Annotated in this window: 14 protein-coding genes; 2 read left to right on the plus strand and 12 right to left on the minus strand. The window is 58.7% G+C overall.

What is annotated here, in order from left to right; genetic code table 11:
* The 3 genes from B3N48_RS13485 to B3N48_RS13495 form a co-directional block, all read right to left on the minus strand.
* The coding region (locus B3N48_RS13485; RefSeq protein WP_296184493.1) for a filamentous hemagglutinin N-terminal domain-containing protein at positions 1-11701 on the minus strand (11701 nt) is incomplete at its 3' end.
* A gap of 21 nt (positions 11702-11722) precedes the next feature.
* Positions 11723-13468, minus strand: a complete 1746-nt coding sequence (locus B3N48_RS13490; protein ID WP_296184495.1) for a ShlB/FhaC/HecB family hemolysin secretion/activation protein — start codon at positions 13466-13468, stop codon at positions 11723-11725.
* Entirely contained in the window at positions 13465-13953 is a 489-nt protein-coding gene (locus tag B3N48_RS13495) for a TonB family protein (protein WP_296184497.1), read from the minus strand. The genes B3N48_RS13490 and B3N48_RS13495 overlap by 4 nt, the downstream gene beginning before the upstream one ends.
* Positions 13954-14126: 173 nt before the next feature.
* On the opposite strand from B3N48_RS13495, the gene glpT reads away from it, so the two are divergent.
* Complete coding sequence (glpT, locus tag B3N48_RS13500; protein ID WP_296184499.1) at positions 14127-15476, plus strand: glycerol-3-phosphate transporter; 1350 nt, start codon at positions 14127-14129, stop codon at positions 15474-15476.
* Between the two features lie 52 nt (positions 15477-15528).
* On the opposite strand, the gene B3N48_RS13505 is transcribed toward glpT, so the two are convergent.
* The 9 genes from B3N48_RS13505 to B3N48_RS13545 all read right to left on the minus strand — a co-directional run bounded on the left by B3N48_RS13505 (position 15529) and on the right by B3N48_RS13545 (position 24177).
* Positions 15529-15798: a type II toxin-antitoxin system RelE/ParE family toxin gene (locus B3N48_RS13505; protein ID WP_296184500.1), complete on the minus strand. Its 270-nt coding sequence runs from the start codon at positions 15796-15798 to the stop codon at positions 15529-15531.
* Positions 15788-15982 carry an antitoxin gene (locus tag B3N48_RS13510; RefSeq protein ID WP_296184501.1) on the minus strand — a complete coding sequence of 65 codons (195 nt, stop codon included), beginning with the start codon at positions 15980-15982 and terminating at the stop codon, positions 15788-15790. The genes B3N48_RS13505 and B3N48_RS13510 overlap by 11 nt, the downstream gene beginning before the upstream one ends.
* Positions 15983-16057: 75 nt before the next feature.
* Entirely contained in the window at positions 16058-16732 is a 675-nt protein-coding gene (locus B3N48_RS13515) for a gamma-glutamylcyclotransferase (RefSeq protein ID WP_296184503.1), read from the minus strand.
* 184 nt (positions 16733-16916) lie between these two features.
* Positions 16917-17885, minus strand: coding sequence for a CDP-6-deoxy-delta-3,4-glucoseen reductase (locus B3N48_RS13520; protein WP_296184505.1), 969 nt, complete (start codon positions 17883-17885; stop codon positions 16917-16919).
* Positions 17885-19351, minus strand: coding sequence for a 4-hydroxy-3-polyprenylbenzoate decarboxylase (gene ubiD / locus B3N48_RS13525; RefSeq protein WP_296184509.1), 1467 nt, complete (start codon positions 19349-19351; stop codon positions 17885-17887). Before ubiD ends, B3N48_RS13520 begins: the two co-directional genes overlap by 1 nt.
* 73 nt (positions 19352-19424) lie before the next feature.
* Positions 19425-21389 (minus strand): acyltransferase family protein, encoded by a 1965-nt coding sequence (locus B3N48_RS13530; RefSeq protein WP_296184510.1) that lies wholly within the window; start codon positions 21387-21389, stop codon positions 19425-19427.
* 104 nt (positions 21390-21493) lie between these two features.
* Complete coding sequence (gene rho, locus B3N48_RS13535) at positions 21494-22753, minus strand: transcription termination factor Rho (protein ID WP_110948772.1); 1260 nt, start codon at positions 22751-22753, stop codon at positions 21494-21496.
* Between the two features lie 227 nt (positions 22754-22980).
* Positions 22981-23310, minus strand: coding sequence for a thioredoxin TrxA (gene trxA, locus B3N48_RS13540; protein WP_166594126.1), 330 nt, complete (start codon positions 23308-23310; stop codon positions 22981-22983).
* Between the two features lie 162 nt (positions 23311-23472).
* On the minus strand, positions 23473-24177 hold the full coding sequence (locus B3N48_RS13545) for a FadR/GntR family transcriptional regulator (RefSeq protein ID WP_296184518.1): 705 nt from the start codon (positions 24175-24177) through the stop codon (positions 23473-23475).
* A 266-nt stretch (positions 24178-24443) separates the two neighbouring features.
* Here B3N48_RS13545 and B3N48_RS13550 point away from each other — a divergent pair, with 266 nt between their 5' ends.
* On the plus strand, positions 24444-25229 hold the full coding sequence (locus tag B3N48_RS13550) for a transporter substrate-binding domain-containing protein (RefSeq protein WP_296184521.1): 786 nt from the start codon (positions 24444-24446) through the stop codon (positions 25227-25229).
* Positions 25230-25239 lie beyond the last annotated feature (10 nt).

Here is a 25239-nt window from a genome sequence, read left to right on the forward strand (position 1 = left end):
CCCCCCCTGCGGCCTCCCCTATCAATCCACCGACGATGGCGTGCACCGCGGCCTTGGTCGCTAAACCACTGCCATTCAACGCATTGCCGGCGTTTTCGTAGAGGTAGCCACTCACCACGTTAGCAGCCATCATTACCGCTGCCTCAGTCAAGTTATCTTTGAACTTGCCCCCCTGTAGGACGCTTTTGAGCGCTGAGTTGACCGCCAGTTGTAGTCCTATACTGTAGTTACCGACACCACCGCTAACACCGGCGATCGCATAGCGTTTGAGGCTATCGCTGGACGTGACATCTTTAGCGACAGCCCCTAAATTCCCACGATTATTGATAGTGCTGGTAGCAGCGTTGCTAATTACAGATGCAGCGACCGAGTCGGCGGCAACACCGCCAGCGCTGTTCGCGGCGACTCCGGCGAGAGAGCTACCTGCTCCCCATGTCAGATAAGTAACGACGATCGCAATTGCCAACATCGCACCTTGACCGAGTCCAGAGTTGCTGTATTTATAAGAGTCGTGAAACTCCTTGACCTGCCGCCAATCAACGTCCCCCCGCTTCTCAGCCTCTTTCAACCAGCCAAGATTAGGATCCGCCTTGACCATCGCATCGATGGCTTGACTGACGCTCTGCTGATTCACCTGCTTCACGTCGATGTGCAAGCCATCCACAGCGTTGATCGCCAGGTTGCCTTTAGCGAGCAGTTCGCTCTGGCGCAGCGTTTCGTCGGTATTGCCTTTGCCCGACATCGAGTTCCACGACAGGCTGAAATTGCTCTTCTGATGACTCTCCTGATGCAGGTCTTTCACGCCTTCGAACGTGATCGCGCCGCCGCTGTCGATGAGCAGGTCGTTGCCGCTGTCGAGCTTGGCGATTTCGTAGCGTTGGTTGCCCCCGCTGACCAGCAGCAGGTCACCGCCCGTGGTGATTTCGCTACCAATATGGGTGATTTGGGTTTCTTCATCACGTTTGTTTTTTTTGGCGCCGAAGGAGCCTTTGCTTTTTTTGTCGTAAAGCGAGTAGTCGCTGTCTTGCGCGGCGAGGATGTCGAGTCTGTCGCCTGCGACCAGATAAGCCTCGTCGCCGGCGGTGATGCGGCTGGAGATGACGGCAAGGTTCTTGCCGGCGTTGATGGCGACGCTGCTGCCGGCCATGATGTCCGTGGATACCTGGCTGACGTGGTCTTCCTTAACCGTCAGTTTCTTGCTCTTGGACAGGTAGTGATCTTCGTCGGCCGCCGAGCTTATGTTGATGTTTTGGGTCGCGGCCAAGGCGATGTCGCGCCTGGCATCGATCTGGCTGGCGATTGCGTTGATGTCGCGCCCCGCCTGTACGGAAAGATTGCGGCCAGCGCTGACGGTCGAGCCGATCTGAGTGATGTCGCCGCGCGTATGTTTGCTGTCGAGAATCAGGCTGTCGATGGCTTGGGTGGAGGCGATGTTGACGTCGCGGCCTGCGTTGAGGGTCAGGTCGCGACCGGCCTGCAAAACGCTGCCGATGTTGTTGATATCGCGACCTGCGGAGATGCTCAGGTTGTTAACAGCTTCTATGCGGGCAGCGTTGTCGACGTAGTCCTGATGGCGTTGTCCGCGTGCATCGCTGTCGAGGGAGGTGATCGTGCGTTCGTTGATCACGTTGCCGCCGATGGCTGTCATGGTCATGTCACGACCGGCGATGATGCCGCCCGCCTTGTTGACAATGTCGTTGCCCGCCAGCAGGTCCAGGCGGTTGCCCGCTTGAATCAGTCCGCTGTTGACCAGATCCTGGCCCGCAGTGGCCGAGAGATTGTGGGTGGATTTGAGGGTGCCGACGTTGTCGAGGTTTTGACCGGCAATCAGGGAGACGTCCCTGCCTGCGATCAGCGCGCCGTTAGGTGCAAGACGGTTGTCGGCCTGAGCCAGATAGAGCACCGGCACCAGCACCTTCTCGCCATTCACTTCACGCTCTTCGAGCCAGACGATGTCGTGAGTCAGCGCAGCGACCTGCTGGGGCGTCAACGACACGCCGACGGCGAGGTTGAGCGCGTCCTTGCTGGCGATGGCGTTGTTCATCAGGTACTTGAACTGATCCTGATTGGAGGTCTGGCCATCGATGAAGGCCTGACCGGTGCGGGCAATGACCGCTTGCTGCACCAGACGCTGTTCGTAAAAACCATCGCCCAGGCGTTTGGTACTGGCATCCGGATCGTAGCCAAGGGCTCCAAGCAGGTAGTCCGAGCTCATGAATTGCTTGAGGTCGGTGAGCACGGGGTTGGTTTCGATCAGGTATTTGTGGGCGTTCGGCGTAGCTATGCTGACCGGCAGCCCCTGCACCTTCCCGATGTTCTGGATGGCCGTGGTCTGTTCCGAAGGCAGGGTCGCAGCCAGTGGTTGGCCTGCGGTAACGCCGACCACTTTGTCGACGCTGACCACGCTCGTGACATCGCCTCGGTACAGGGGAACGAAGAGACCGCCGTTGCCCGCATCCACAGGTGCCGCGGTATTCAGCGATTTAGCGTTGCTGTCGATAGCCGAGCGTTCCCGGCCCGTGACGGTGAGTTGACGTGTTTCAGTCGTAATCGGGCCCAGGGCGGCGATTCGGATGTCGCTAACTTGAGTGACGGGGGCCGCCTGATCACGCTGCGTTGCTACGATACTGGCGCCTGTGATGGACCAGTTTTGCGGCGCTGGGCTTTTATCGGTGGACGTGACAGCGCTGCCACCTTGAGCGCTCAAGCGAAACAAACCGTTCTGACCGGTCGGGAGGCTGAAGCCAGGCAACGCTGTAGGGTCGATCTGCTGCTGAGCGAGGTCAGGGGGCAACTGCGCGCTTAGGCGAACGACAACGGTTTTGCCGGTTCCATTGGCTCGCGTGTCAGCCACTTTGCTAGCGCCGCCAGCAGACGCGTAGTCTTGATGAATGACGCTATTCTGCAGGTCTTGGATGGCTGCGATGGAAACGTTGCCGCCTGCTTGAATGACGGCGCTGCGGCCAGCATTGCCCGAGCCATCCTTGGCAACTTCCATGGTGCTGACCAATGTCAGGTCGCCGAGTGCGGCGGGCAATTGCACCAGGTTCGCCGGGTCATATTGCGAGACGGGCTGGGAGCCGTATGCGTACCCGGAAAGCGTGAGGTTGGTGACATTGGCTTTGGTCACGTCGTCGTTGACCGAGGTCACCTTGATCAGCCCACCATCATGACCCGGCTCGCGGGCGGTGGAATACGAAACGACACCTAGCCGGAGTTCACCGTCGGGTGCAACGTAGTAGTTCTTCGGAAAGTCGGGATTATTACGCTGGTTGTACTCAACGATTAAGGGCATGAAACGCTTGACGGTACCGTCTGTTGCTCCGCCTTGAAAATACGTACGCGTACGCTCGATTGTCCCGCTCACCGCCCCGATGTTCTTGAAATTGTCTGCCTGAATGGAAATGTTCCCGCTGGCACTCACGGTACTTTTGCTGTTTAGAAACCTGCCGCCGGTGAACGTGAAGTCGCTCCCTGCCGTTAACAATGCGGAGGCGCTGGTGTCGTTGTCCTCGCCTGCGTTGTAGGTTTCGCGCGCCACGTAATTCAACGAATAGTGATCGCCCGTGCAGTCCAGGCACTGCACGGCAATCAGACCCTTGACCAGCGTGCGGCCTACCGCGAAGCCCTGTGCCCCGTCGGAACCTTCGGTACGGTTTTCGAACGTGGTGGCATTCATGGCGAACCTGCCACCGCTTTCCATTGAGCCGGATACGTTCGAAACCTGATGGGCGCGAGCGATGCCATACCCGCCGATGGTGAGATCGCGAAGGCTGTAGAAATCACCTTTCAGGTTGCTCAACGAAGCGGTGTTGAGTTGCATGTCAGCGCCGCTGAAGATCAGGCCCTGAGCATTGGTCATGGAGGGTGTGCTGAGGGTCAGCGACTGGGCAGCCCCAAAGGTTCCGTAGTTGCCGACGCTCCCGGCAGTGACGAACAAGTCGGTACTCGACGTCACCCGACCATAGTGGGTGAGCGCACCAGCGACGTTGATGTCGGTACGCCCGCCACCCGCAATGCTGCCAACGCTGCCGAGCGAAAGCTGACCGGCACTGAGCCCAAGATTGCCAAGACTGCTCAGGCGCCCATTACCCGAATACTGCCCGCCCAGCGACAGACTTAACGTCCCGTCACTGGCAATCAATCCATCATTCGTCCAGTTGCCGCCCGTGCCCACGAACGCGTCCGAGGCCAGCAATTGCCCAGCGGAAGTCTGAGTGAAGTTGTTGACGTTGACGTTCAACGTCCCGGCTTGCAAAACGCTGCTGTTCGTCCAGCTGTCGGCATTCAGATTCAGAACGCCTCGGGTGATCAGACTGCCACCCGCGTTCATTACGTCGTTGGTCGCGACGCCAAATGTGCCGCCGCCAACGTGCAGGATATTACCGCCGCCGTTGAGCAAACCGCCGACGCCCAGTGCGAGATCGGTGTTCGCGGTTTCAAGCGTGCCGTTGCGGTTGTCGAGCAGACCGCCAATCTGAAAACGTGTCACGCCACTCGTGCCCAGTGCACGCAGCCTGCCGCTCTGGTTGTCGAGACTGGCGGCAGTGATCGTGAGCATGCTGTCGCTTTCGATGATCCCCAGCCGGTTATTCAATGCGCCAGTCAGGTTCAGGTCGATGCGCTGGCCGGCGATCTGGCCGTCGTTATCGCCGCTGTTGTCGAAATCGTTGCCGGTGACGCTGATTCGTTGCTTGGCGTAGAGGCCGCCGTTGCGGTTGTCGAAGTTACCGTTGCCGGTGTTGATCAGCGTATCGCCGGATCGCGCGGAGATGCGACCTCCATAGTTGTCGATGCCCGCCAGCGCACGCATATCTAGGTTTTGCGCTTGAACGACGCCTCCTGTGCGATTGACGTCATTCCCGTTTCGCATGATGCCGTCGATGCGTGCAGTGAGTGCGTTGCGCAGGCTGGACAGCACGCCGCCTCGGTTATCGAAAGTATTGGCGGTGGCATTCAGGCTGCCATCCTGAGCGATAATCTTGCCGCTCTGGTTGTCGATGTTGCCTGTGACGAGTACATCCATCGCAGCCTGGCTTTGCAGCGTACCCTGACCGTTTTTCAGGCTTGCGGCCTGAAGCGTGAGCCCGGCGTTCTTGCTGTAGATCAAGCCGTCATCGCTGTTCTGGATAAGTCCGTTTGCGTTGATCCGCAATGAGTCGTTGGCAGCGACGGTGCCGCGATTGCGGTTATCGAGACTGCCGGTGGTGAGCGTCAGCGCTCGTTGGCTGACGAGTTGGCCGCCGCCGTTGTCGATCTGTACACCGCGGGCGATCAGCAGGTCACCGGCACTTGCGAGTTTGCCGTTGATGTTGGTCAAACTGCCGAGCAGGTCAAGGGTGATCGAGGCGTTGCCCGTGATGTTGCCTGCGCTGTTGTCTAGATCGGTGCCGGTAAAGCTAAGCGCCTGCTGCGCGGTGATCGTGCCCGACGCGTTGCCGAGCCTCGCAATGTTGATCGTCAAGGTTGTGCCGCTGTCGATCAGGCCGCTCTGACTATTGTCCAGCAGGCCGCTGATGTTATAGGCCTGCCCTGCTCCACTGGAAAGAATTCCGCCCCGGTTATCCAGGCTCGCTGCGGTCACGCTCAGCGCATTCTGGCTGACGAGCGCACCATTGGTGCCGTTGAGCAAGGCACCTGTGAAGCTGGCACCCACGTCACCGTTGCGGCTGGACAGCGTGCCGCTGTTTCGGTTGTCGAGGCTGCCACCACTGACGCTCAATCCTTCCCAGCCGGAGAGCAGGCCCCCCTGGTTAAGCAGGGAATCCGCATTGAGCGTCAGCACTTGGCTGCTGATCAGCTTGCCGCTGCCGTTATCGAGCATGCGCGCGCCGAGGGTGAAACTCTGGCTACTGGAGATTTCGCCGGACTGGTTATTCACGTCGCGCAACGGACCCAGCGTGAGCAGTCCTTTGGCACGGATCAACCCTTGTTGGTTGCTCAGGTCACCGCCGTTGAGGTTCAAGGCGACCGCGTCGTATCCCAACAAACGTCCACCATTCTGCAGCAGGCTGTCGAGGGAAAGAGCCATCGTGCCCTTGGCGGACAGCTCGCCTGCGTCGCTGGAGTTGAGCGACACAGCGGACAACTCCAGCGTGCCTTGACTATTGATCAGACCGCTTGCACGGTTGTCGATTTCACCTGCGCGCAGCACCAATGCAGAACCACCGAGCATCAGGCCGCCGCGGTTGTCGAGATTGACCGAGGAGACCTTGAGACGATTGGCCGCGTTGATCAAACCCTCGTTTTTATTGGTTAGCAGACCGGTGACGTCGAGCGTCAGGTCGGCGCGACTGGCCAGGCTGCCGCCGCCGTTGTCCAGCGATCCAGCCCGGGTGTCGAGACTGGCGGCGGCGATCATGCCTTTGACGTTGGTCAGCGCCCGCGTAACGCGCACCACCAGCGCTTGATCGCCCAGCAGCTTGCCACTGTTGTTATCGAAGTTTTCCGCATTAAACTCGAAGCCTTGCAGGCTGGAGATTTCACCATTGCGGTTGTCGACTCCCGCAAGATTTTTCAGTAACAAGGCGCCGGGCGCATTGATCAAACCACCTTGGTTATTAAGCTGACCATGATTGAGGTCCAGGGTCAGGCTCGTGTTGCTGAACAACGTCCCGCCTTGTTGATCGAGCCCGCTGACGCTGGCTATCAATGCCCGATTACTGCCAATACTTCCGCCACCGGCATTGGTGAGTTGCGCAGCGCTCAGCACGAGGGTATCGGCGCTGCTGACACTGCCGTTGTGACTATTGTCGAAATCCCCGGTGTGAATCGACCCCGGGCCTTTGCTGCTGATGTTGCCGTTGAATGAGTTATCGAGGCTGGCGCTGGTGACGTCCAGGCTGCCATCGGTGACTAGTTTTCCGCTTTGATTGCTGACCGCCCCGGCGCTCTGAACCCTCAATGGGCCTGCGCTGGAAAGGCTGCCGCCGTTGTTGCTCAGCGAGGCTGCACTAACGTTGAGCGCGCCCTCACTGCTGAGTCCGCCAAGGTCGTTCAGCAAGTCGCTGCGCAAGTCCAGATCAGCACTCTGCTGACTGAGAAGGCTGCCGCCGCCGTTGTCCAGCGTTGCACCGGTCAGGATCAGTCCGGTGTTGCCAGAGAGCATGCCGCCGTTACGGTTAACCGAATGATCGACCGTCAACGTCAGAGCTTTCTGACTGACGATCCGACCTGAATCGCTGTTGTCCAGGTGTTGTCCGACGAAGGCAATGCCAGCCTGGCTGGACACTTCCCCGCTTCGGTTATCAACATTGCCGACGTTCAGCGTGAGTGGACCGTTGGCACTTACCAGACCCTTCAGACGGTTGTAGAGGCTCGCGCCCGTGAGGTCCAGGCTGCCCAACGCAGTGAGGTAGCCGCCCTGTTGTTGCAGGTTGCCAATGCGGGCAGTCAGGTCTTGCTTGCTGGCGATCTGTCCGCTGCCGTTATCGACGCTTGCCGCGTTGAGCACCACATTGCCGTCGGCGATCAGCGCACCGTCGCGGTTGATCAGATTGCTATCGACATCAAGGTTCAGTACACCACGGCTGCTCAACAGGCCTTCGGCGTTATTCAGGCTGCCTGCCTTCGCATGGAGCGTCGCGGCGGATATAGCGCCTTTGACGTTCGCCAACGCTTGCGCTACACGTACGATCAACGCCTGATCGCTCAGCAGTTTGCCGTTGGCGTTGTCGAGGGTATCCGCGCTGAATTCAAATCCCAGTCCGCTGGAGATCTCCCCACTCTGGTTATTGACGACCTTGAGATTCTTTAGCAGCAACGTGCCTGGAGCATTGATCAAACCGTTCTGATTGTTGAGCTGGCCGTTGTTCAGGTCGAGGCTCAACGAACCCTTGCTGAACAACTCGCCGCCTTGTTGATCAAGGCTCGTCGCACTGACCGTCAAGTCTTTTACCGCAGCGATTAGGCCACCGTCCCGATTGGTCACTTGCTTTGCGGTGAGCGTCAGGCGGTCAGCGCTTTTGAGTTGGCCCTGATGACTGTTGTCGACAGCACCGGTCTTCAACACCGTTACGCCCTTGCCGGAAACATTGCCTCGGTTGCTGTTGTCGAGGCTCGCGCTGGTGAGCTTCAGCTCGTCGTCGGTACTGATCGAACCCTGTTGGTTAGCAACCTTGCTTGCGCTGGAGATATTCAGCGACCCGGCACTGGAAACCGCTCCGGATGTATTTTCCAGCGAAGCGGCATTCAGGTTCAGGTGCGACTCGCTACTGAGCAGACCCATGCTGTTAATCAGGTCACCCGAAAGATCGATGCTCAGGTTGTTACGACTGGCAAGCGTACCAGCGGTGTTATCCAGGCCATTGCCATTGAGCCGCAAGGTGTCACCGAACAGCATGCCCTTGGTTCGGTTGAGCAGTAGGTCTGCCGTCACCTGCAACGCTTTTCCGGCGATAACCTTGCCTGCGTCGCTGTTGTCCAACTGTCTGGTGTTGATCGTGACGTCGGTCTGACTGGACATCTCACCGCCACGGTTATCGATGTCCACTGCCTTGATGCTTAGCGCCTTTGTTGCACCGATCAGGCCGCCTGCTTTGTTTGCCAGGGTATTGCCGGTCAACGTCAGGGTGCCCTGAGCGACCAGTTCTCCGTCTCGCTGGTTGAAATGATCGACGTCTGCGCTCACATCGCCCTGACTGGCGATACGTCCTGCACTGTTCTGGACGCTATCACCCTGTAGCTGAAGCGGGCCGACGGCACTGAACAAACCGTTTTGATTGTTCAGGTGCTGACCGAAAAACGTGACGCCGCTGGCTCCGACCACCCAGCCTTGCTGACTGTTGTCCAGCGCGCCAATAAACAGCTGCATGTCTTCGGTGGCGCGCACGACGCCCGCACGGTTGTCGACGCTGTCGCTGCGCAAGGTCAGCGTATCCTGCGCCGTCACACGGCCACCTCGGTTGTCCAGCGCACCGCCGAGCGCGATCCTCACGTCCCCGTCGGAAACCAAGATACCTGATTGCCGGTTGTCCAGACTCCCGGCCAGAATTCCGAGGCCCTTGGCTGCTCCCAAGGTACCACCACGATTATCGACAGCCTCGGCAACTACGAGCGTCAGAAATTGGTCAGCCGTGATCTGACCGTCTTTGTTGTTCAAGCGCCCGGTCGTCAGCGAGGTATTGCCCGCCGCTGACAGTTCACCGACCTGATTTGAGACGACCGACCCTGCCGTGACCTGAAGGTCCGTATCGCTGTTCAAGCTGCCGTTATCGTTGTTCAACGTATCGGCGCGCAGATCGAGTCCTGTGGCGGAAACAGACCCACGAACGTTGCTGAATTGGCGATCGACGCGCACTGTCAGCGATCCATCGCTGATCAGCGAACCCTCATCGTTCTGTACAGCGTTCGCTGTCACGGCAAAGGCATGGGCGCTGGAGATTTCACCGCCGCGGTTGTTTAGGGTACTCAGGTTTTTCAGCAGCAGCTGACCCGGCGAGGTGATCAAGCCGCCATCGTTATTGAGCTGCCCGCCGTTCAGGTCTAGGCTGACGTCGGTGTTTCCGTAAAAACGACCGCCGTTATGCTGATCCAGTCCGGCAACAGAGGCTGTCAGCGCCATGGCACTGGCGATACGCCCGGCGTCGCTGTTGTTCACCTGCTGAGCGGTCAGTTTAAGCGCGGCGGTGCTGGTCAGACTGGCCCGCTGGTTGTTGAATGCACCCGTGTCTACCGTGACGCCTGCACCGGCAATGCGACCGTTCTGGCTGTTGTCCAAGGATGCGCTAGTGACCGCAAGGCCTGAATCGGACAGCAGTGCCCCACCCTTGTTGAGCAATGCCCCGGAAGCCGTCAGCGTGAGAGGGCCGGCGCTGGTCAGACTGCCGCCATCGTTGGCAACGCTGGCGCTACGTAAAGTGAGTGCGGCGTCACTGCGCAGCGCGCCCTGTCGGTTGTCCAGCAAGCCCATGGTTGCGATATCCAGATTGCCCTTCGCATACACGCTGCCCTGCGCGTCATTGGACAATTGGCCGAGATTCAGGCTGACGTTGCGTTGGCCGGAGATTATTCCGCCATTCCAATTGGACAGGCCGTCATACGTGACAGACAGCCCACCATTAGCGAGCAGACGCCCTGCGTTGCCGTTGTCGGCCTGGCGCCCCGAGAGGGCCATATCACTCAGGCTGGAAATTTCACCGTTGCGGTTTTCCAGATTCGCAGCGTTGATCGACAGGTTTCCGCTGGCGCTGAACAGTCCCATTCCATTGAGCAATTGTTTCGTAATAACTGCAGACAACGCCGCAGCGCTGGACACCTTGCCACGCTGACTGTTATCGAAAAGCCCTGCGTCGATAGACAGGCTGCCGGCACTGGCTATCAAGCCGCCTTGGGCATTCAAAATCTGCCCGCTCGAGACCGACACGTTGCCTTGACCCAAAATCCGGCCGACTTGCCGATTGTCGAGACTGACCGTCGTGACTTGGGTACTTGCCTGTCCACTCAGCGTACCGCCCTGGTTGTTCAACGCTTGCGAAGCACTGACCTGCAACGCCCGACTGGCGATCACGCTGCCGCTGTTGCGCACACTCTGCGCATTGATCGCCGTATCGCCGGTTGCATTGCGGCTATTATCGGCATTCACCCCTGCTTCGACGACAGCGCTATTGGTCAACTGGCCGTCACTGCTCAAGTTGATGCGATCACGGGCAGCAATGTTTTGCTGGACGTTCAGGGCATCGCGGGCCTGCACATTGACGCTGGTGCCATACACCTTGCCCCGCAGGTCGGCACTGGCGGCCTTGACGTTGATTGCATTGCCGGACGCAGCCTGGGCCATCGCCAAATGGCCATTGACGTCGATCTGGATGTCACCACCACTGGCGGCCATGTTCCCAGCCAGCTTTACGCCGACGCCGGCTTCGGTCCCCACCAGACGAATAGCACCTGCATACATGCCACCCAACGCCGAGCTATCGATAGCCAGTTGCGGCTTTGCGCTGCCATCGTTGGCCAGAACGGTCGGAGTGAGGGACTGTGCATCAACGTCATTACGGCCCGTGACGATATCGAGATTTTTGGCGTGCAACTCAGCATTGATTTTCGTGCTGCGGGTAATGATGTCGAACTGATCGACGTTGTCGGCATTCAGCCCGACGCCGTCGATGGATACACTGCCGCCTTCTACACGAAAACGATCGAGGCGGCCGTTGTCGAGCACTGGTCTGCCGGTCGTCAAAGTCACTCTCGGGGTATTGATGAAACCGCAGCCGTTGCAGGAAATACCGTACGGGTTGGCGACGATCACGCGTGCCGATTGCCCGGCCACTTCGGTGTAGCCATTGAGCTGACTGGCATTGGCCCCGACGACTTCGTTGAGAATGATGCCGGCAGCGCGGCCATTGAGGTTCGGGTTGCCAACGATGATGCCGCCGAGCTGCGTATTTTGGGTGCGGTCGGTGGCGTTGTTGAGGATCACCCCTTGCGACCCAACGTTGAATTGCTGGAACTGGTTATGCGACAGGCCACTGGCATTGGGGGCGGCGATGTTGACGATGGGCACGCCATTACCCGCCTGCCCCATCGTGGTTTGAGTGGTGCCATTTACTGCGATACCGTCCGCCTGGGCAAGCAGCGGTTGCCAGAACATCGCATTGGCCAGAATGAATGCCAAACCCCTCTTGGGCATGCCACAGAAACGCGAGCGCTCTAGCAGCTTCGCAGAGGGCTGACGGGTGAGAAAATTGAAGTGACGAACGTCCATGTCAGAAATTCCGGTGAAGCGTTAGAGGAAAAAGTCCAGGCGGAAATAGATCGGCGATTCGCGATCAATCAAATCTGACGGACGTTCCAGAGAATGGGCAAAAGTGGCCGCCGCAGCGATGTGCTTCCCCCGCGCAAAGAGTTCGAAGGAGGCGCTGGACAGGCGCCCACGGCGGTCTTCGTTGTGATGATCATTGCTGATCACGCCTTGGTCATATCCGACGGCAGTGCCGTATTCGGCGAACACTGGCTGCAGCCACCCGACCATGATCGGGCGGGTCAGCCTCAGTTCGTTGCGCCAATAGCCGCCGCTGTTGCCAGAGAGAAACTGATCCTTGTAACCCCGCACCGAAGACGAACCACCGAGGCTGATGCGCTGCGGGCTGTAAAGCATGTCGTCAGTGCGTTGACCGGTCGCCAGACTGGTGAAGGTCAGACTTGCGCCGAGTACCTTGAATGGATGCAGGTAACTGACGGTACTGGTGTATTTGCGGTAACGCGCATCGGGCTGGTCGAGACTGGATTTGGGGCTAGAACGGCTATTGTCCTGTGCGCTGAACGCACTGATACCTTGCTGCATGCCCAGGTCAATATTGAGGAACGCCCCGCCGACACGCCGTCCATGGTTGATGCCGTATTGCACTTCGCTGAGGCGATTGCTGCTGTTGCCCAAGCGACTGTCTTCGATGTAATTATTAGTGCGCAGGTGGGACAGACCGGCATTCAGCGATGTTTTGCTGAGAGCATCGCGATGAATCACACGCTCGGCGCGCAATTGATGCGTCTGGCCGTCACCGGTCTGTTTGAAATCAAAACCATTGCCCTGTATCAGCGAGCGGTAGTCGCTTTCGGCGTAGCTGTAACTGAAATTCCACCAGCCCCATGGCAGGCTGTAGGTCAGCGCAGCGTTGCGCGAACCTTGCTGATGATCGGATACCGCATCGTGGCCGCCGCGTAGGCTGAGCTGATCGGCCAGACCCAAGGGGCTGTCCCATTCGAAACCGGTATTCCACTGCTGCTCGCCTGTGCTGCGTTGACCATCGTTGTTACGAGACAGACTCACGCGCCATGGCTTTTGCCTGGTGTTCTTGACCAGCACATCACTGCCACCGACGTCTTGGCCCGGCGTCAGCTCCATCTGCGTCTGGTTGGATGGCAAGCGATTGAGCTGATCGACCATTTGTTCGATTTCGCGCAAGTTAACCAGTTGCCCTTCGCGTCCCGGAAACGCCATCGCCAACTCGCGATCCGACAACCCGCTTGCAGCGTTGCTGCCAAGTTTTTCCAGCCGGCCTTCGATGACCAGTATCTGCAAATGCCCTTTGGATAAATCCTGCTGAGGCAGATAGGCACGGCTGGTGACCAGCCCTTTGGCGATATGAAGGTTGGTGATGTTCCTGAGCAACTCATTGAGTTGAGAAACGCCCAGGCATTGCCCCTGATAGGGTTGCGTCAGTTGCTCCCGATTGGACTCGGTCAGTGAGTCGGCGCCTTTAAATTCAATGCTATCGATGACAAAACAACGCGCGTCAACAGGCGCGGTCGGCAAGACTGTCTCGACTGCCTTGCCCGGCAGACTCTTGAGTTCTTCGAGGCGCTTTTGCTGTTCTTGAAGCAAACGATCCTGACGATCACGAATGAAATCCTGTTCACCGGGAAGTAGAGGCGTTTGATATTCATACTCGGGCGTTTGGCTAGCCTGCAATGATGTTGATATCAGCAATGAAAACCACAGAAGCCACCGCCCTACTTGCCTCAAGCGTTTCATGGCGTCTCCCTCCGCTCCCAGGAGACCACCATCCTCAGGCGCCTCTCTAGCCGCTCCTGGTCAAACACGAAATGCACGGTTTCACCGATGCGCGCGGGCATTTCTTCGGTCACATCCCAAGGCTTGAACTGCCAGCGTTTAACGGCCGACAGCGCAGAATTCGCTGATTTTTGGTCGGTCTGCTCGGTGATCTTTATGTCGGTGACGGTACCGTCGTGGCGGATGTCGTAGTTGACCCGGACGCTGGAAAACAGCTTCCCGCCACGCAACGCTGAGGGATACGTCGGGGAGACGTAACGCTCGAACTGCGGGTCCATCGAACGCGCGTGCGATCCCATACAGTGCAGCAACGCACAGCCGCCCAAAATGAACAGCACCTTCCATCGTGATTTCACCTTTACCTCGTCCCTGAACGCCTCTCGCAGATGGCGCGGATGGTAGGGCGCGGCGTGCACGCCAGTAAGGTGATCGATTCCGGTTCTCAAGTAGGACGAATCCGAGAGACTGACGCGGGGTATCCACGTTGCGTCATGTTCATATTCCAACACGCCAAACGCCCGAACTTCGGCCCATCAACTGACGAGAAACCTTCCTATTTTCTGTAACGAAAATGTAATATTCGAATTCGCATAACAAAACAAAAAGTCGGAGAGTCTCGATGTTTGCCTTTTTCAAACCTGCCGCGCATCAGGCCCCGTTGCCTGCCGAGCGCGTTGATAGCACCTACCGTCGGCTGCGCTGGCAGATTTTCGCCGGGATTTTCTTCGGTTATGCGGGCTACTACCTGCTGCGCAAGAACTTCTCCCTGGCCATGCCGTATCTCATCGATCAGGGCTACACGCGAGGTGAACTGGGACTCGCGATTTCGGCGATTGCCATTGCGTACGGCTTGTCGAAGTTTTTAATGGGACTGGTGTCGGACCGCTCTAACCCGCGTTATTTCCTGCCGTTTGGGCTACTGGTGTCTGCAGCGACGATGTTCATATTCGGGTTCGCACCTTGGGCGACGTCGAGCGTGGCGATCATGTTTATTCTGCTGTTTATCAACGGCTGGGCGCAGGGCATGGGCTGGCCGCCAAGCGGTCGCACGATGGTGCACTGGTGGTCGCAGAAAGAACGCGGCGGCGTGGTGTCGGTGTGGAACGTGGCGCACAACGTGGGCGGTGGCTTGATCGGCCCGCTGTTCCTGCTCGGCCTGGGCTGGACCAACGATTGGCACGCGGCGTTTTACGTGCCTGCAGCGGTCGCCTTGTTCGTCGCCTTGTTCGCGTTCATCACCATGCGCGACACTCCTCAATCCGTGGGCCTGCCGCCGGTCGAGGAGTACAAGAACGATTACCCGGAAGGCTACGACGCAAGCCATGAGGAAGAATTCAGCGCCAAGGAAATCTTCGTCAAATACGTGTTGCGCAACAAAATGCTCTGGTACATCGCGCTGGCGAACGTGTTCGTTTACCTGCTGCGCTATGGCGTGCTGGATTGGGCGCCGACTTACTTGAAAGAAGCCAAGCACTTCGATGTGGACAAGACGTCGTGGGCCTATTTTTTCTATGAGTGGGCAGGCATTCCGGGGACGCTGCTGTGCGGCTGGATGTCGGACAAGATCTTCCGCGGCAACCGCGGCCTGACCGGCATCGTGTTCATGGCATTGGTGACCGTGGCGACCCTCGTGTATTGGCTCAACCCGCCAGGCAACCCGACCATCGACATGATCGCGTTGGTCTCGATTGGCTTCCTGATCTACGGGCCGGTGATGTTGGTCGGTCTGCAAGCCCTTGAGCTCGCGCCGAAGAAGGCAGCCGGCACCGCGGCGGGCTTTACGGGACTGTTCGGGTACTTGGGTGGGTCGGTCGCGGCCAGTGCGCTAATGGGCTACACCGTGGACCATTTCGGTTGGGATGGCGGCTTCGTGATTCTCGTGGCTTCGTGCGTATTGGCGATGGCGTTCCTGGCACCGACGCTGCGTCACACGCAAGTGGCAAGTCAGTCGCGTGAGACAGCAGCTTAGTGTTCCAGAGCTTCGGCGCGGTAGGTCCTGGGCCTATCGAGCCGAACTCGGCTCAGGGATACTCCTGACGAGCATGGAGGACGCTCACGATTTCAATCCGATCAGTGATTTGATAAACGACCAAATAATTCGGATGAACAATTATCTCCCGGGTCATCGGTGCTCGCCCTATTCGGTAAAGATAAGGATGTTCAGGAAGGGCGGAAGTCGCTCTTTCTATTTCCGCCTGTAGCGCATCAGCGGCTTTCGGGTTTCGCTCATCAATGTATTCGAGGATCTCCCAGAGGTCCTCGCGTCCTTTCGGTCGCCAATCAACGATCATTACGACGCTTTTCGCGCTTGGCGGCCAACCTCATTTTCATCTCGGCCATCACTTCGTCATGAGAGATGCTAGGTCGCTCATCGTCCAGAGACGCCTGTACCTTTGCGCGGAACCAAGCATCGTAGCTCGCGGCCTGTTCTTCGGATTCAAACTCGGAAACGATCGGAGAAAGTTGAGCGTTCACGGGATACCTCCTGTGTAAGTCAGCGAAGTCTAACGCTTCGCGGGCAGCAGACGACAGCAACATGGCAACTGGATGTTATATCGCCAACAAAATCGGTTTGCACCGCTTGAACCGCTCTTCCAGTGTCACGTCCGGCATCGCATGGTTTCGGAGTGCGTGGATGGTCTGCTCCACGTAGTCCCATGTCGTGCCGTAACGTCCGCTGGCGCTTGCCAACACTTGGGTCAGTACGCTGTCGGGAAGGTTGCCCGCGTAACTGGGCAGGTGCCTTTCAAGTACGAAGCCCAACGCCTGGACCTTGGTGCCATTTTCGAGGCGACAGCTGAGCCAATGGGGACGGTAGGACGGGAACGGCATTTCGCGTTCCCATAGCGCCAGCAACGACGCTTCGATATTTTCTTCGGGAAGTCGATAGGCGAAACCGCTACAAGACCCGCCGCGATCGAGGCCGAATACCAGGCCAGGCTGCTCAGGCGTGCCGCGGTGTTCGTGAGACCACAGGTACAAACCGCGATGGTAGCCATGCACGCGACCGCGCATGCGCTCCACGGCGGAGCATTCGGGGCGCCAGATCAGTGAGCCATACGCGAACAGCCAGACAGGTCCGCCTTTGTGTCGGCTCATGGTGGCATGCATGGAAGCGAGAAGTTGTTCGCGGGTCAGCTTCGGCCCGAGGTCGATAACAGGTGGGTAAGACAGCCCAAGACCGTCATGTACGGCCTCCACCAAGCTATTGATTTGATTCTCCATCTGGCTCCCTCACTGGCAAATATATGGCCAGTGCAGTGCTGAACAACGTCGAAGCGGCTCAAACAACAGCGAATCAACACGCTTTCACTGCTGCGAGCGATCTACAGGCCGTAACGCCTTAAATTGGCCTGGTACACATTCTGATGCAATTAGCTCTCCACGGCAGCCGCCACCGGGCGGACGGTCAGGGGCGAGGGGCGTAAGCGAAAACGTCAGCACGCATCTGATGGGGGTCCATGCCTGCGAGAACCAGCGCATCGAGCGTGGAATAAACCATTGCAGGCGACCCGCTGGCATAAACCTGAATGGATTTGAGGTCTTCGAAATCTTCGCACACAGCTTCGTGCAGCATGCCGCAGCGCCCTTCCCAACCGCACAGATCGCTGACGACTTTGTGCAAATGCAGATTCGGCAGGGTCTTCCACTCATCCCAATGTTTGAGTGCGTAGAAATCCTCAGGACGGCGCATCCCCCAATAGACGTGCACTGGATAGGGGAAACCCTTGGAACGGCAATGCTCGATCAGGCTCTGAATCTGCCCCATGCCCGTGCCAGCGGCGATCAGCACCAGCGGGCCGTCCGGCAGCTCGCCGAGATGCGTGTCGCCAAACGGCAGTTCGACGCGGGCCATGCCATCGCGCTGGAGTTGCTTGATCAGATTTTGCGCGCTTGCCTCGCGGGCCAGCACGTGGATTTCAAGATCCCGGCCGCTTTCCGGCGCGGACGCCATGGAAAACGCAGACTTCTCGCCATCGTCGCGGGCGATCATCAGGTACTGACCGGCGTGATAACGCGGCGGCTTGCCCGCGGGAGCACGAAGCATCACTCGCCAGACATCACCGCCCACCTCAACGCACTCGGTGACCTGACACGCGAACGTTCGCACCGACAGTTCTCCCAAGGGCAACACGCTGTCCCACAGCACTACGCAGTCTTCCTGCGGCACGGCCAGGCAGGTATAGATCTCGCCGTGCCCAAGCACTTCGCCGCCTTGCTCGACGCGGCCTTCGACCAGCAGCGCGGAGCAGATATGGCAGTTGCCGTTGCGACAGCTCTGGGGGCATTCGTAGCCGAGCCGCTGAGCGGCGTCGAGAATTCGCTCGCCAGGCAAGGTTTCAAGCACTGCGCCCGATGGCTGCAAAGTTACGCGCATCAATCTATTCCCAGCTGATTCCAGATGTCATCGATCCGGCGGGTGACGGCTTCGTCTTTGACGATGGCGCGACCCCATTCACGAGTGGTCTCGCCCGGCCATTTATGCGTGGCATCGAGCCCCATTTTCGAGCCCAGCCCGGAGACCGGCGAGGCGAAATCGAGGTAATCGATCGGCGTGTTGTCAATCATCACCGTATCGCGCTTGGGGTCCATACGCGTGGTGATCGCCCAGATGACGTCGTTCCAGTCCCGAGCGTTGATGTCGTCGTCGGTAACGATAACGAACTTGGTGTACATGAACTGTCGCAAAAACGACCAGACGCCCAACATCACGCGCTTGGCGTGGCCGGGGTATTGCTTCTTCATGGTCACCACCGCCATGCGGTACGAGCAGCCTTCCGGCGGCAGGTAGAAGTCGGTGATCTCCGGGAACTGCTTCTGCAGGATCGGCACGAACACTTCATTCAGCGCCACGCCTAGAATCGCCGGCTCATCCGGCGGACGTCCGGTGTAGGTGCTGTGGTAGATCGGCTTGATACGGTGAGTGATGCGCTGAACGGTAAATACCGGGAAACGATCGACTTCGTTGTAGTAGCCGGTGTGATCCCCATAAGGGCCTTCATCGGCCATTTCGCCGGGATGAATCACCCCTTCCAGGACGATTTCCGCGCTCGACGGCACTTGCAGATCGTTGCCCCGGCATTTGATCAATTCGGTGCGATTGCCCCGTAAAAGACCGGCGAAGGCGTATTCGGACAAGCTGTCCGGCACCGGGGTGACGGCGCCGAGAATCGTCGCGGGGTCTGCGCCCAATGCCACGGAAACCGGGAAAGGCTGGCCGGGATGCTTGTCGCACCACTCTTTGAAGTCCAGCGCGCCGCCGCGATGGCTGAGCCAGCGCATGATGACTTTGTTGCGACCGATGACTTGCTGGCGATAGATGCCGAGGTTCTGGCGCTCCTTGTTGGGGCCTTTGGTGACGGTCAGGCCCCAGGTGATCAAAGGGCCGACGTCGCCGGGCCAGCAGGTCTGGACCGGAAGCATGCTCAGGTCGACGTCATCGCCTTCGATGACCACTTCCTGGCAAGGCGCATCCTTGACGACTTTCGGCGCCATGGAGATCACTTTTTTGAAGATGGGTAGCTTCGACCACGCGTCTTTCAGACCTTTCGGCGGCTCAGGTTCCTTGAGAAAGGCCAGCAGCTTGCCGATTTCTCGCAGCTCCTCGGTGGACTCCGCGCCCATGCCCATGGCCACGCGCTCTGGCGTGCCGAACAAGTTGCCGAGTACCGGGATGTCAAAACCCGTTGGCTTCTCGAACAGTAAGGCCGGGCCTTTATTACGCAGGGTCCGGTCGCAGACTTCGGTCATCTCCAGCACCGGGGAAATGGGCACCTGGATGCGTTTCAACTCTCCGCGCTGCTCAAGCTGCTGCACGAAATCCCGTAGATCCTTGAATTTCATTAACCCGGCCACTTAACAAATAGATGCACATCCTACCTGCTCTGACACTCAACGGCAGCAGCCGAACGCTGATTCATCTGCCCTGAGCGGCGTTTTCACTCAGATAAACAGGCGCCAGCAAAGGCTTCATGCGTTCACCGCCCTTGTCCGACAGATGATTTTCGTCCATGTATTGCGAATAACCGTCAAATTCAGCGCGGCAAATGCCATCGGGGCACATCAAAGGCGCAGGATCGATGACGTGCACGTGTGGATCTTGCTGGCCCAGTTGAGTGAACAACGCGTTCAAAAACTGCTGCCGCGCGAGGTGTTCGGCGAGCGGTCGGCCCAAGCGCTCGGCCGAGCGCCCGACCATTGCCAGACTTGCCAGGCGTGCCACCGTGCCTTGCCGTTGCAGCGGGACTTCCTTGAAGATCCACACCTGCGCCCCGGCTTCGCGCAGGTCACGAACCATTGCGGTAAGGTCTTTGGCCAGTTTCTGCTCAGCGACCGGTAGGCTGTCACCCGGATACAGGACGTGCTGCCTGTCGCCGTCCTCTTCGCCGTACAGATACAGGCTCCAACGTGCCGCCAGCACGACGTCGCGAATCTTGTACTTGCGAATGGATTGCAGCGTGGCTTGATTGAAGTCCTGACACTGAGGTCGCGTTTCGTGCCCGAGGATCGGCAGACACCCTGACAGACTCGCCAGCCACACCGGAATGTCATACCGCTGTGCATCCGCTTCGATCGCAGGCAACAAGGCCGCTGCATGGCTGTCGCCCCAGACCAATTGCACGGGCGGGGTCTGCGCATCGCCCCCAAAACGGCAGACTTTGCTGATGTCTTGGCTGTCCCGTTGCAGCAGGCACTCCATCTGCCCGCGCTGCCAGTCACGCGCCTCGGCATATTGTCGCGCTTGCCCGGACAGGCGTTGCGGCACGCCATCGCTCACTCGCACCAGTTGCCCTGCCACGCCGATAACCAGCAGCGTCGCCAAACCGGCGAACAACACGGGCTTGCGCCCAGCCAACACGCGCTTGTCACGGAATGGCAGCTCGATCAAACGCCAACTCAGCCACGCCAGTATCAACGTCAGAACGACCCAGCTTGCAGCTTCCAGCGCTTGCATGCCATCAATGGAAATCGCATTGGCGTAAACGTACACCGGCCAATGCCACAGATACCAGGAATAGGAGATCAGCCCGACACCGACCATTCCTTTCACGCTCAACACTCGCCCGACAAATGTGGGCGCCTGTCCGTTTGCCCAGATCATCGCCGTGGCGCCCAGCACCGGGAACAACGCCGCCCAGCCGGGGAACAGCGTGTACTTGTCGAACCCGAAAATGGCGTACAGCACGGCCAGCAGCCCTGCCAGGCTGACACTTTGATAAACCCAGGGCGAGCGCTGGCGATCCGAGACTGGAAGCACCGCCAACATCGCCCCGCACAACAACTCCCACGCACGCATGGGCAGCAGGAAGAATGCTTCGTCAGGGTTGCGTTTGATCACCCAGACATTCAGCGCGAACGACACCACTAACAGGCCGAAAAGCACCCAGCGCCACTGCCGCAGGTAGCGAGTCAGCAGCACCATCAACAGCGGAAACAGTATGTAGTACTGCTCCTCCACCGAGAGCGACCATGTATGCAGCAGCGGTTTGAAATCGGAAGCCGGGTTGAAATAGCCGTCCTGGCGCATGAACAGGATGTTGGAGACGAACATCGCCTGATACCGCACAGCGCGGCCTAACTGCGAATAGTCGTTGGCGGGCATCAGCACCCAGCCTACCAGCAGGGCGGCAAGCATCATGATGCTTAGCGCGGGAATGATGCGTCGGGCGCGGCGGGCCCAAAAATCGACAAAGCTGAAGCGTCCCGCGCTGATTTCCCGAAAGATGATAGAGGTGATCAGGAAACCGGAGATGACGAAGAATACATCGACGCCCACGAACCCGCCGCTGAACACGCCAAATCCGAAGTGGTAAAGCACCACTGGAATGACGGCCAAAGCTCTCAGTCCGTCGATATCCCGACGATTACCAAACGTATGCATGACGCTCCTTGTCCGCGTTCTCGTGTAAGAAAAAAGTCAAAAAAAATGGTGCCCCAAAGGGACACCACTTTTCTACCGCCGTTCAGCCCGTGCCGTGGAGCGCGTTACTTGCGCTTCATCGACAGGAAGAACTCATCGTTGGTCTTGGTCTGTTTCAGCTTGTCGACCAGGAACTCGATGGCAGCGACTTCGTCCATCGGGTGCAGCAACTTGCGCAGAATCCACATGCGTTGCAGCTCGTCGTCGGCCGTCAGCAACTCTTCGCGGCGCGTGCCGGAACGGTTGATGTTGATGGCCGGGAAGACGCGCTTCTCCGCGATCTTGCGATCCAGAGGCAGTTCCATGTTGCCGGTGCCTTTGAATTCTTCGTAGATCACTTCGTCCATCTTCGAACCGGTTTCAACCAGCGCGGTGGCGATGATGGTCAGCGACCCGCCTTCTTCGATGTTACGAGCGGCACCGAAGAAGCGCTTCGGTTTTTCCAGCGCGTGAGCATCGACACCACCGGTCAGCACCTTGCCGGAGCTCGGAATGACGGTGTTGTAGGCGCGAGCCAGGCGGGTGATGGAGTCGAGCAGGATGACCACGTCCTTCTTGTGCTCGACCAGGCGCTTGGCCTTCTCGATGACCATTTCAGCGACTTGCACGTGACGGGTCGGAGGTTCGTCGAATGTTGAGGCAACCACTTCGCCACGCACGGTGCGCTGCATTTCGGTCACTTCTTCCGGACGCTCATCGATCAGCAGAACGATCAGATGAACCTCTGGGTTGTTACGAGTGATGTTCGACGCAATGTTCTGCAGCATGATGGTCTTGCCCGCTTTTGGCGGCGCGACGATCAAGCCCCGTTGACCTTTGCCGATAGGGGCACACAGGTCGATGACGCGACCGGTGAGGTCTTCGGTGGAACCGTTACCGGCTTCCATCTTCATGCGAATGGTCGGAAACAGCGGCGTCAGGTTTTCGAAGAGAATCTTGTTCTTCGCGTTTTCCGGACGGTCGAAGTTGATGGTGTCGACCTTGAGCAGTGCGAAGTAACGCTCGCCTTCCTTCGGTGGGCGGATCTTGCCAACGATGGTGTCGCCGGTGCGAAGGTTGAAGCGGCGGATCTGGCTCGGCGAGACGTAGATGTCGTCCGGGCCAGCAAGGTAAGAGGCGTCTGCAGAGCGGAGGAAGCCGAAGCCGTCCTGGAGGATCTCCAGCACGCCATCACCCGAGATTTCCTCGCCGCTTTTAGCGTGCTTTTTCAGCAGGGAGAAGATCACATCCTGCTTGCGCGAACGGGCCATATTTTCTATGCCCATCTGTTCGGCCATTTCGAGCAGATCGGTAATAGGCTTTTGCTTGAGTTCAGTCAGGTTCATATAGGAATGACGTAATCGTGTATGAGGGGGAAATTAAGCTTTTGGCTTAATGAGGCCGCGCCGCAGAGAAGGCGACAGGATCGCGTACAAATCGAAAGGAGAGCGTCGGCGACGGCTAGCAGGGGGCAACGGAGAAGCCGTTGCGGGGCCGAATGTACCACTTGATTTTCCAAGCGTCTAGTGCAACGCCAGAAAAAAGCCCCGCGATTTGCGGGGCTTTTGCGCCATCAGATGTTGGCGTCGAGGAACGCCTGCAACTGGGACTTGGACAGCGCGCCAACCTTGGTGGCAGCGACTTCACCGTCCTTGAACAGCATCAGGGTCGGAATACCACGGACGCCGTGCTTGGCTGGAGTCTCCTGGTTTTCGTCGATGTTCAGCTTGGCGATGGTCAGTTTGCCTTCGTAGGTGCCAGCGATATCGTCCAGAACCGGGGCGATCATTTTGCACGGGCCACACCACTCAGCCCAGTAATCCACCAGCACAGGGCCTTGTGCCTTCAGGACATCGGCTTCGAAGCTCGCGTCGCTGACGTGTTTGATAAGGTCGCTACTCATGAGATTTCTCCGAGGTCATAGGCAAAAAAACGTGCCCCATCATAACTGTGTCAGGTCGTGACAGGAAGGCGGGGGCGATTGTCTCTTGCTATGGGTTTGGCTGACTAGCTATATCGAAGTGACCCATTTGCCTCACAAACATACCTGTGCGAACGGCAGGCATCAGGCCGAAGGCGCGACGAACACGATACCGGTCCTCAACGCTGCGCCTCTTATATGCTCCTGCATGGCCTTCTGCGCCGGACCGGAGGCGTTGCGTGCGAGGGCGCGGAGGATCTTGCGGTGTTCCTGCCAGGTTTCCATCGCTCTGCCCGCGCGAATGAATGGCAACTTCTGACTCTCCAGAAAGATGTCGGCGCTGGCAGTGATGATCCCCAGAATTGCCTGATTGCCGCTGGCCACCAGGATGCGTCGATGGAAGTCGAAATCCAGCTTGGCGGCACTGTCGAAATCCCCGGCCTTCAATTCAAGTCGCATGGCTTCGACGTTATCTTCCAGCACATCACGCTCATCAGCGGTCAAGGTTACCGCTGCAAGGCCTGCCGCAAACCCTTCCAGCGCGTATCGCAACTGGAACGTCTCCGACGGCGAGGCGTGAGCCGCGAAAGGCCATGAAAAGCCGCTCGTGCGCTGTTGTGGTTCAGAAACGGCCTGGACGAACACCCCTTTGCCCGGCTGCACGCTGACCACCCCCAATGCGCTGAGCGACGACAGTGCTTCGCGCAACGAAGCCCGGCTGACGCCCAGACGAACCGCCAGATCCCGCTGCGAAGGCAGGCTGTCGCCGGGACCATAGCCCTGCTCGGCGATCAGTTTGCGGATCGCCTGGAAGGCAGCTTCGGGTACAGCAATCGGACTTGGGTGCATGGGTTTTCAGGCGCAGTGACCGGAGAAAACCTTCTTTTATAGTCATCCTGTGAATTCGGCAAGCGACGCCCAGGCAAGGGGCGACGAGGCTTTCAGGCGCGCCAAAGCAGGGCGAGCGCGGTGCTCACTGTTCAGACCAGTTAGACCGGATTGCAGCGCCAGCCCGCATTCCATGGTCAAGCCTTCAGCGATGGCATGGGCTGTGCACTGGCCATGAACCATCACACAGGCCTCACCTGCCTATTCGTTTGATTTGGAGACGTCACATGACCCAGCGTTACAGCGCTCTGCTTGCCGCCCTGTTTGCCAGCTTCCTTCTCGGCCAGGCTCCTGCCCATGCCAACGGGCTGGATGATGTGACTGCCCGCGGCACGTTGAAAGTCGCCGTACCGCAAGACTTCCCGCCGTTCGGTTCCATCGGACCAGACATGAAGCCGCGCGGTCTGGACATCGACACAGCGCAGCTGATCGCCGACAAACTCAACGTCAAACTCGAACTCACCCCCGTCAACAGCACCAACCGCATCCCGTTCCTGACCACGGGCAAGGTCGATCTGGTGATTTCCAGCCTCGGCAAAAACCCGGATCGCGAGAAGGTCATCGATTTCTCACGTGCCTACGCCCCCTTCTACCTCGCGGTATTTGGCCCACCTGACGCGGCCATCAGCGGCGTGGACGACCTCAAGGGCAAAACCATCAGCGTGACCCGTGGCGCCATCGAAGACATCGAGCTGACCGCCGTTGCGCCGAAAGAGGCCACCATCAAGCGCTTCGAGGACAACAACTCGACCATCGCCGCCTACCTCGCCAACCAGACCGACTTGATCGCCAGCGGCAACGTGGTGATGGTCGCGATCAGCGAGAAAAACCCGAAACGCATCCCGTCGCTGAAAGTGAAGCTCAAGGATTCGCCGGTCTACGTCGGCGTGAACAAGGGCCAGCCGGAGCTGTTGGCCAAGGTCAACGAAATCCTCGACGCGGCCAAGCAAGACGGCGCGCTAGAGAAGAACTCACAGACCTGGCTGAAGCAGCCGCTGCCTGCCGATCTCTGATGGCGGCTTT

Source organism: Pseudomonas sp. UBA1879 (genome assembly GCF_002338065.1).
Taxonomy (GTDB): domain Bacteria; phylum Pseudomonadota; class Gammaproteobacteria; order Pseudomonadales; family Pseudomonadaceae; genus Aquipseudomonas.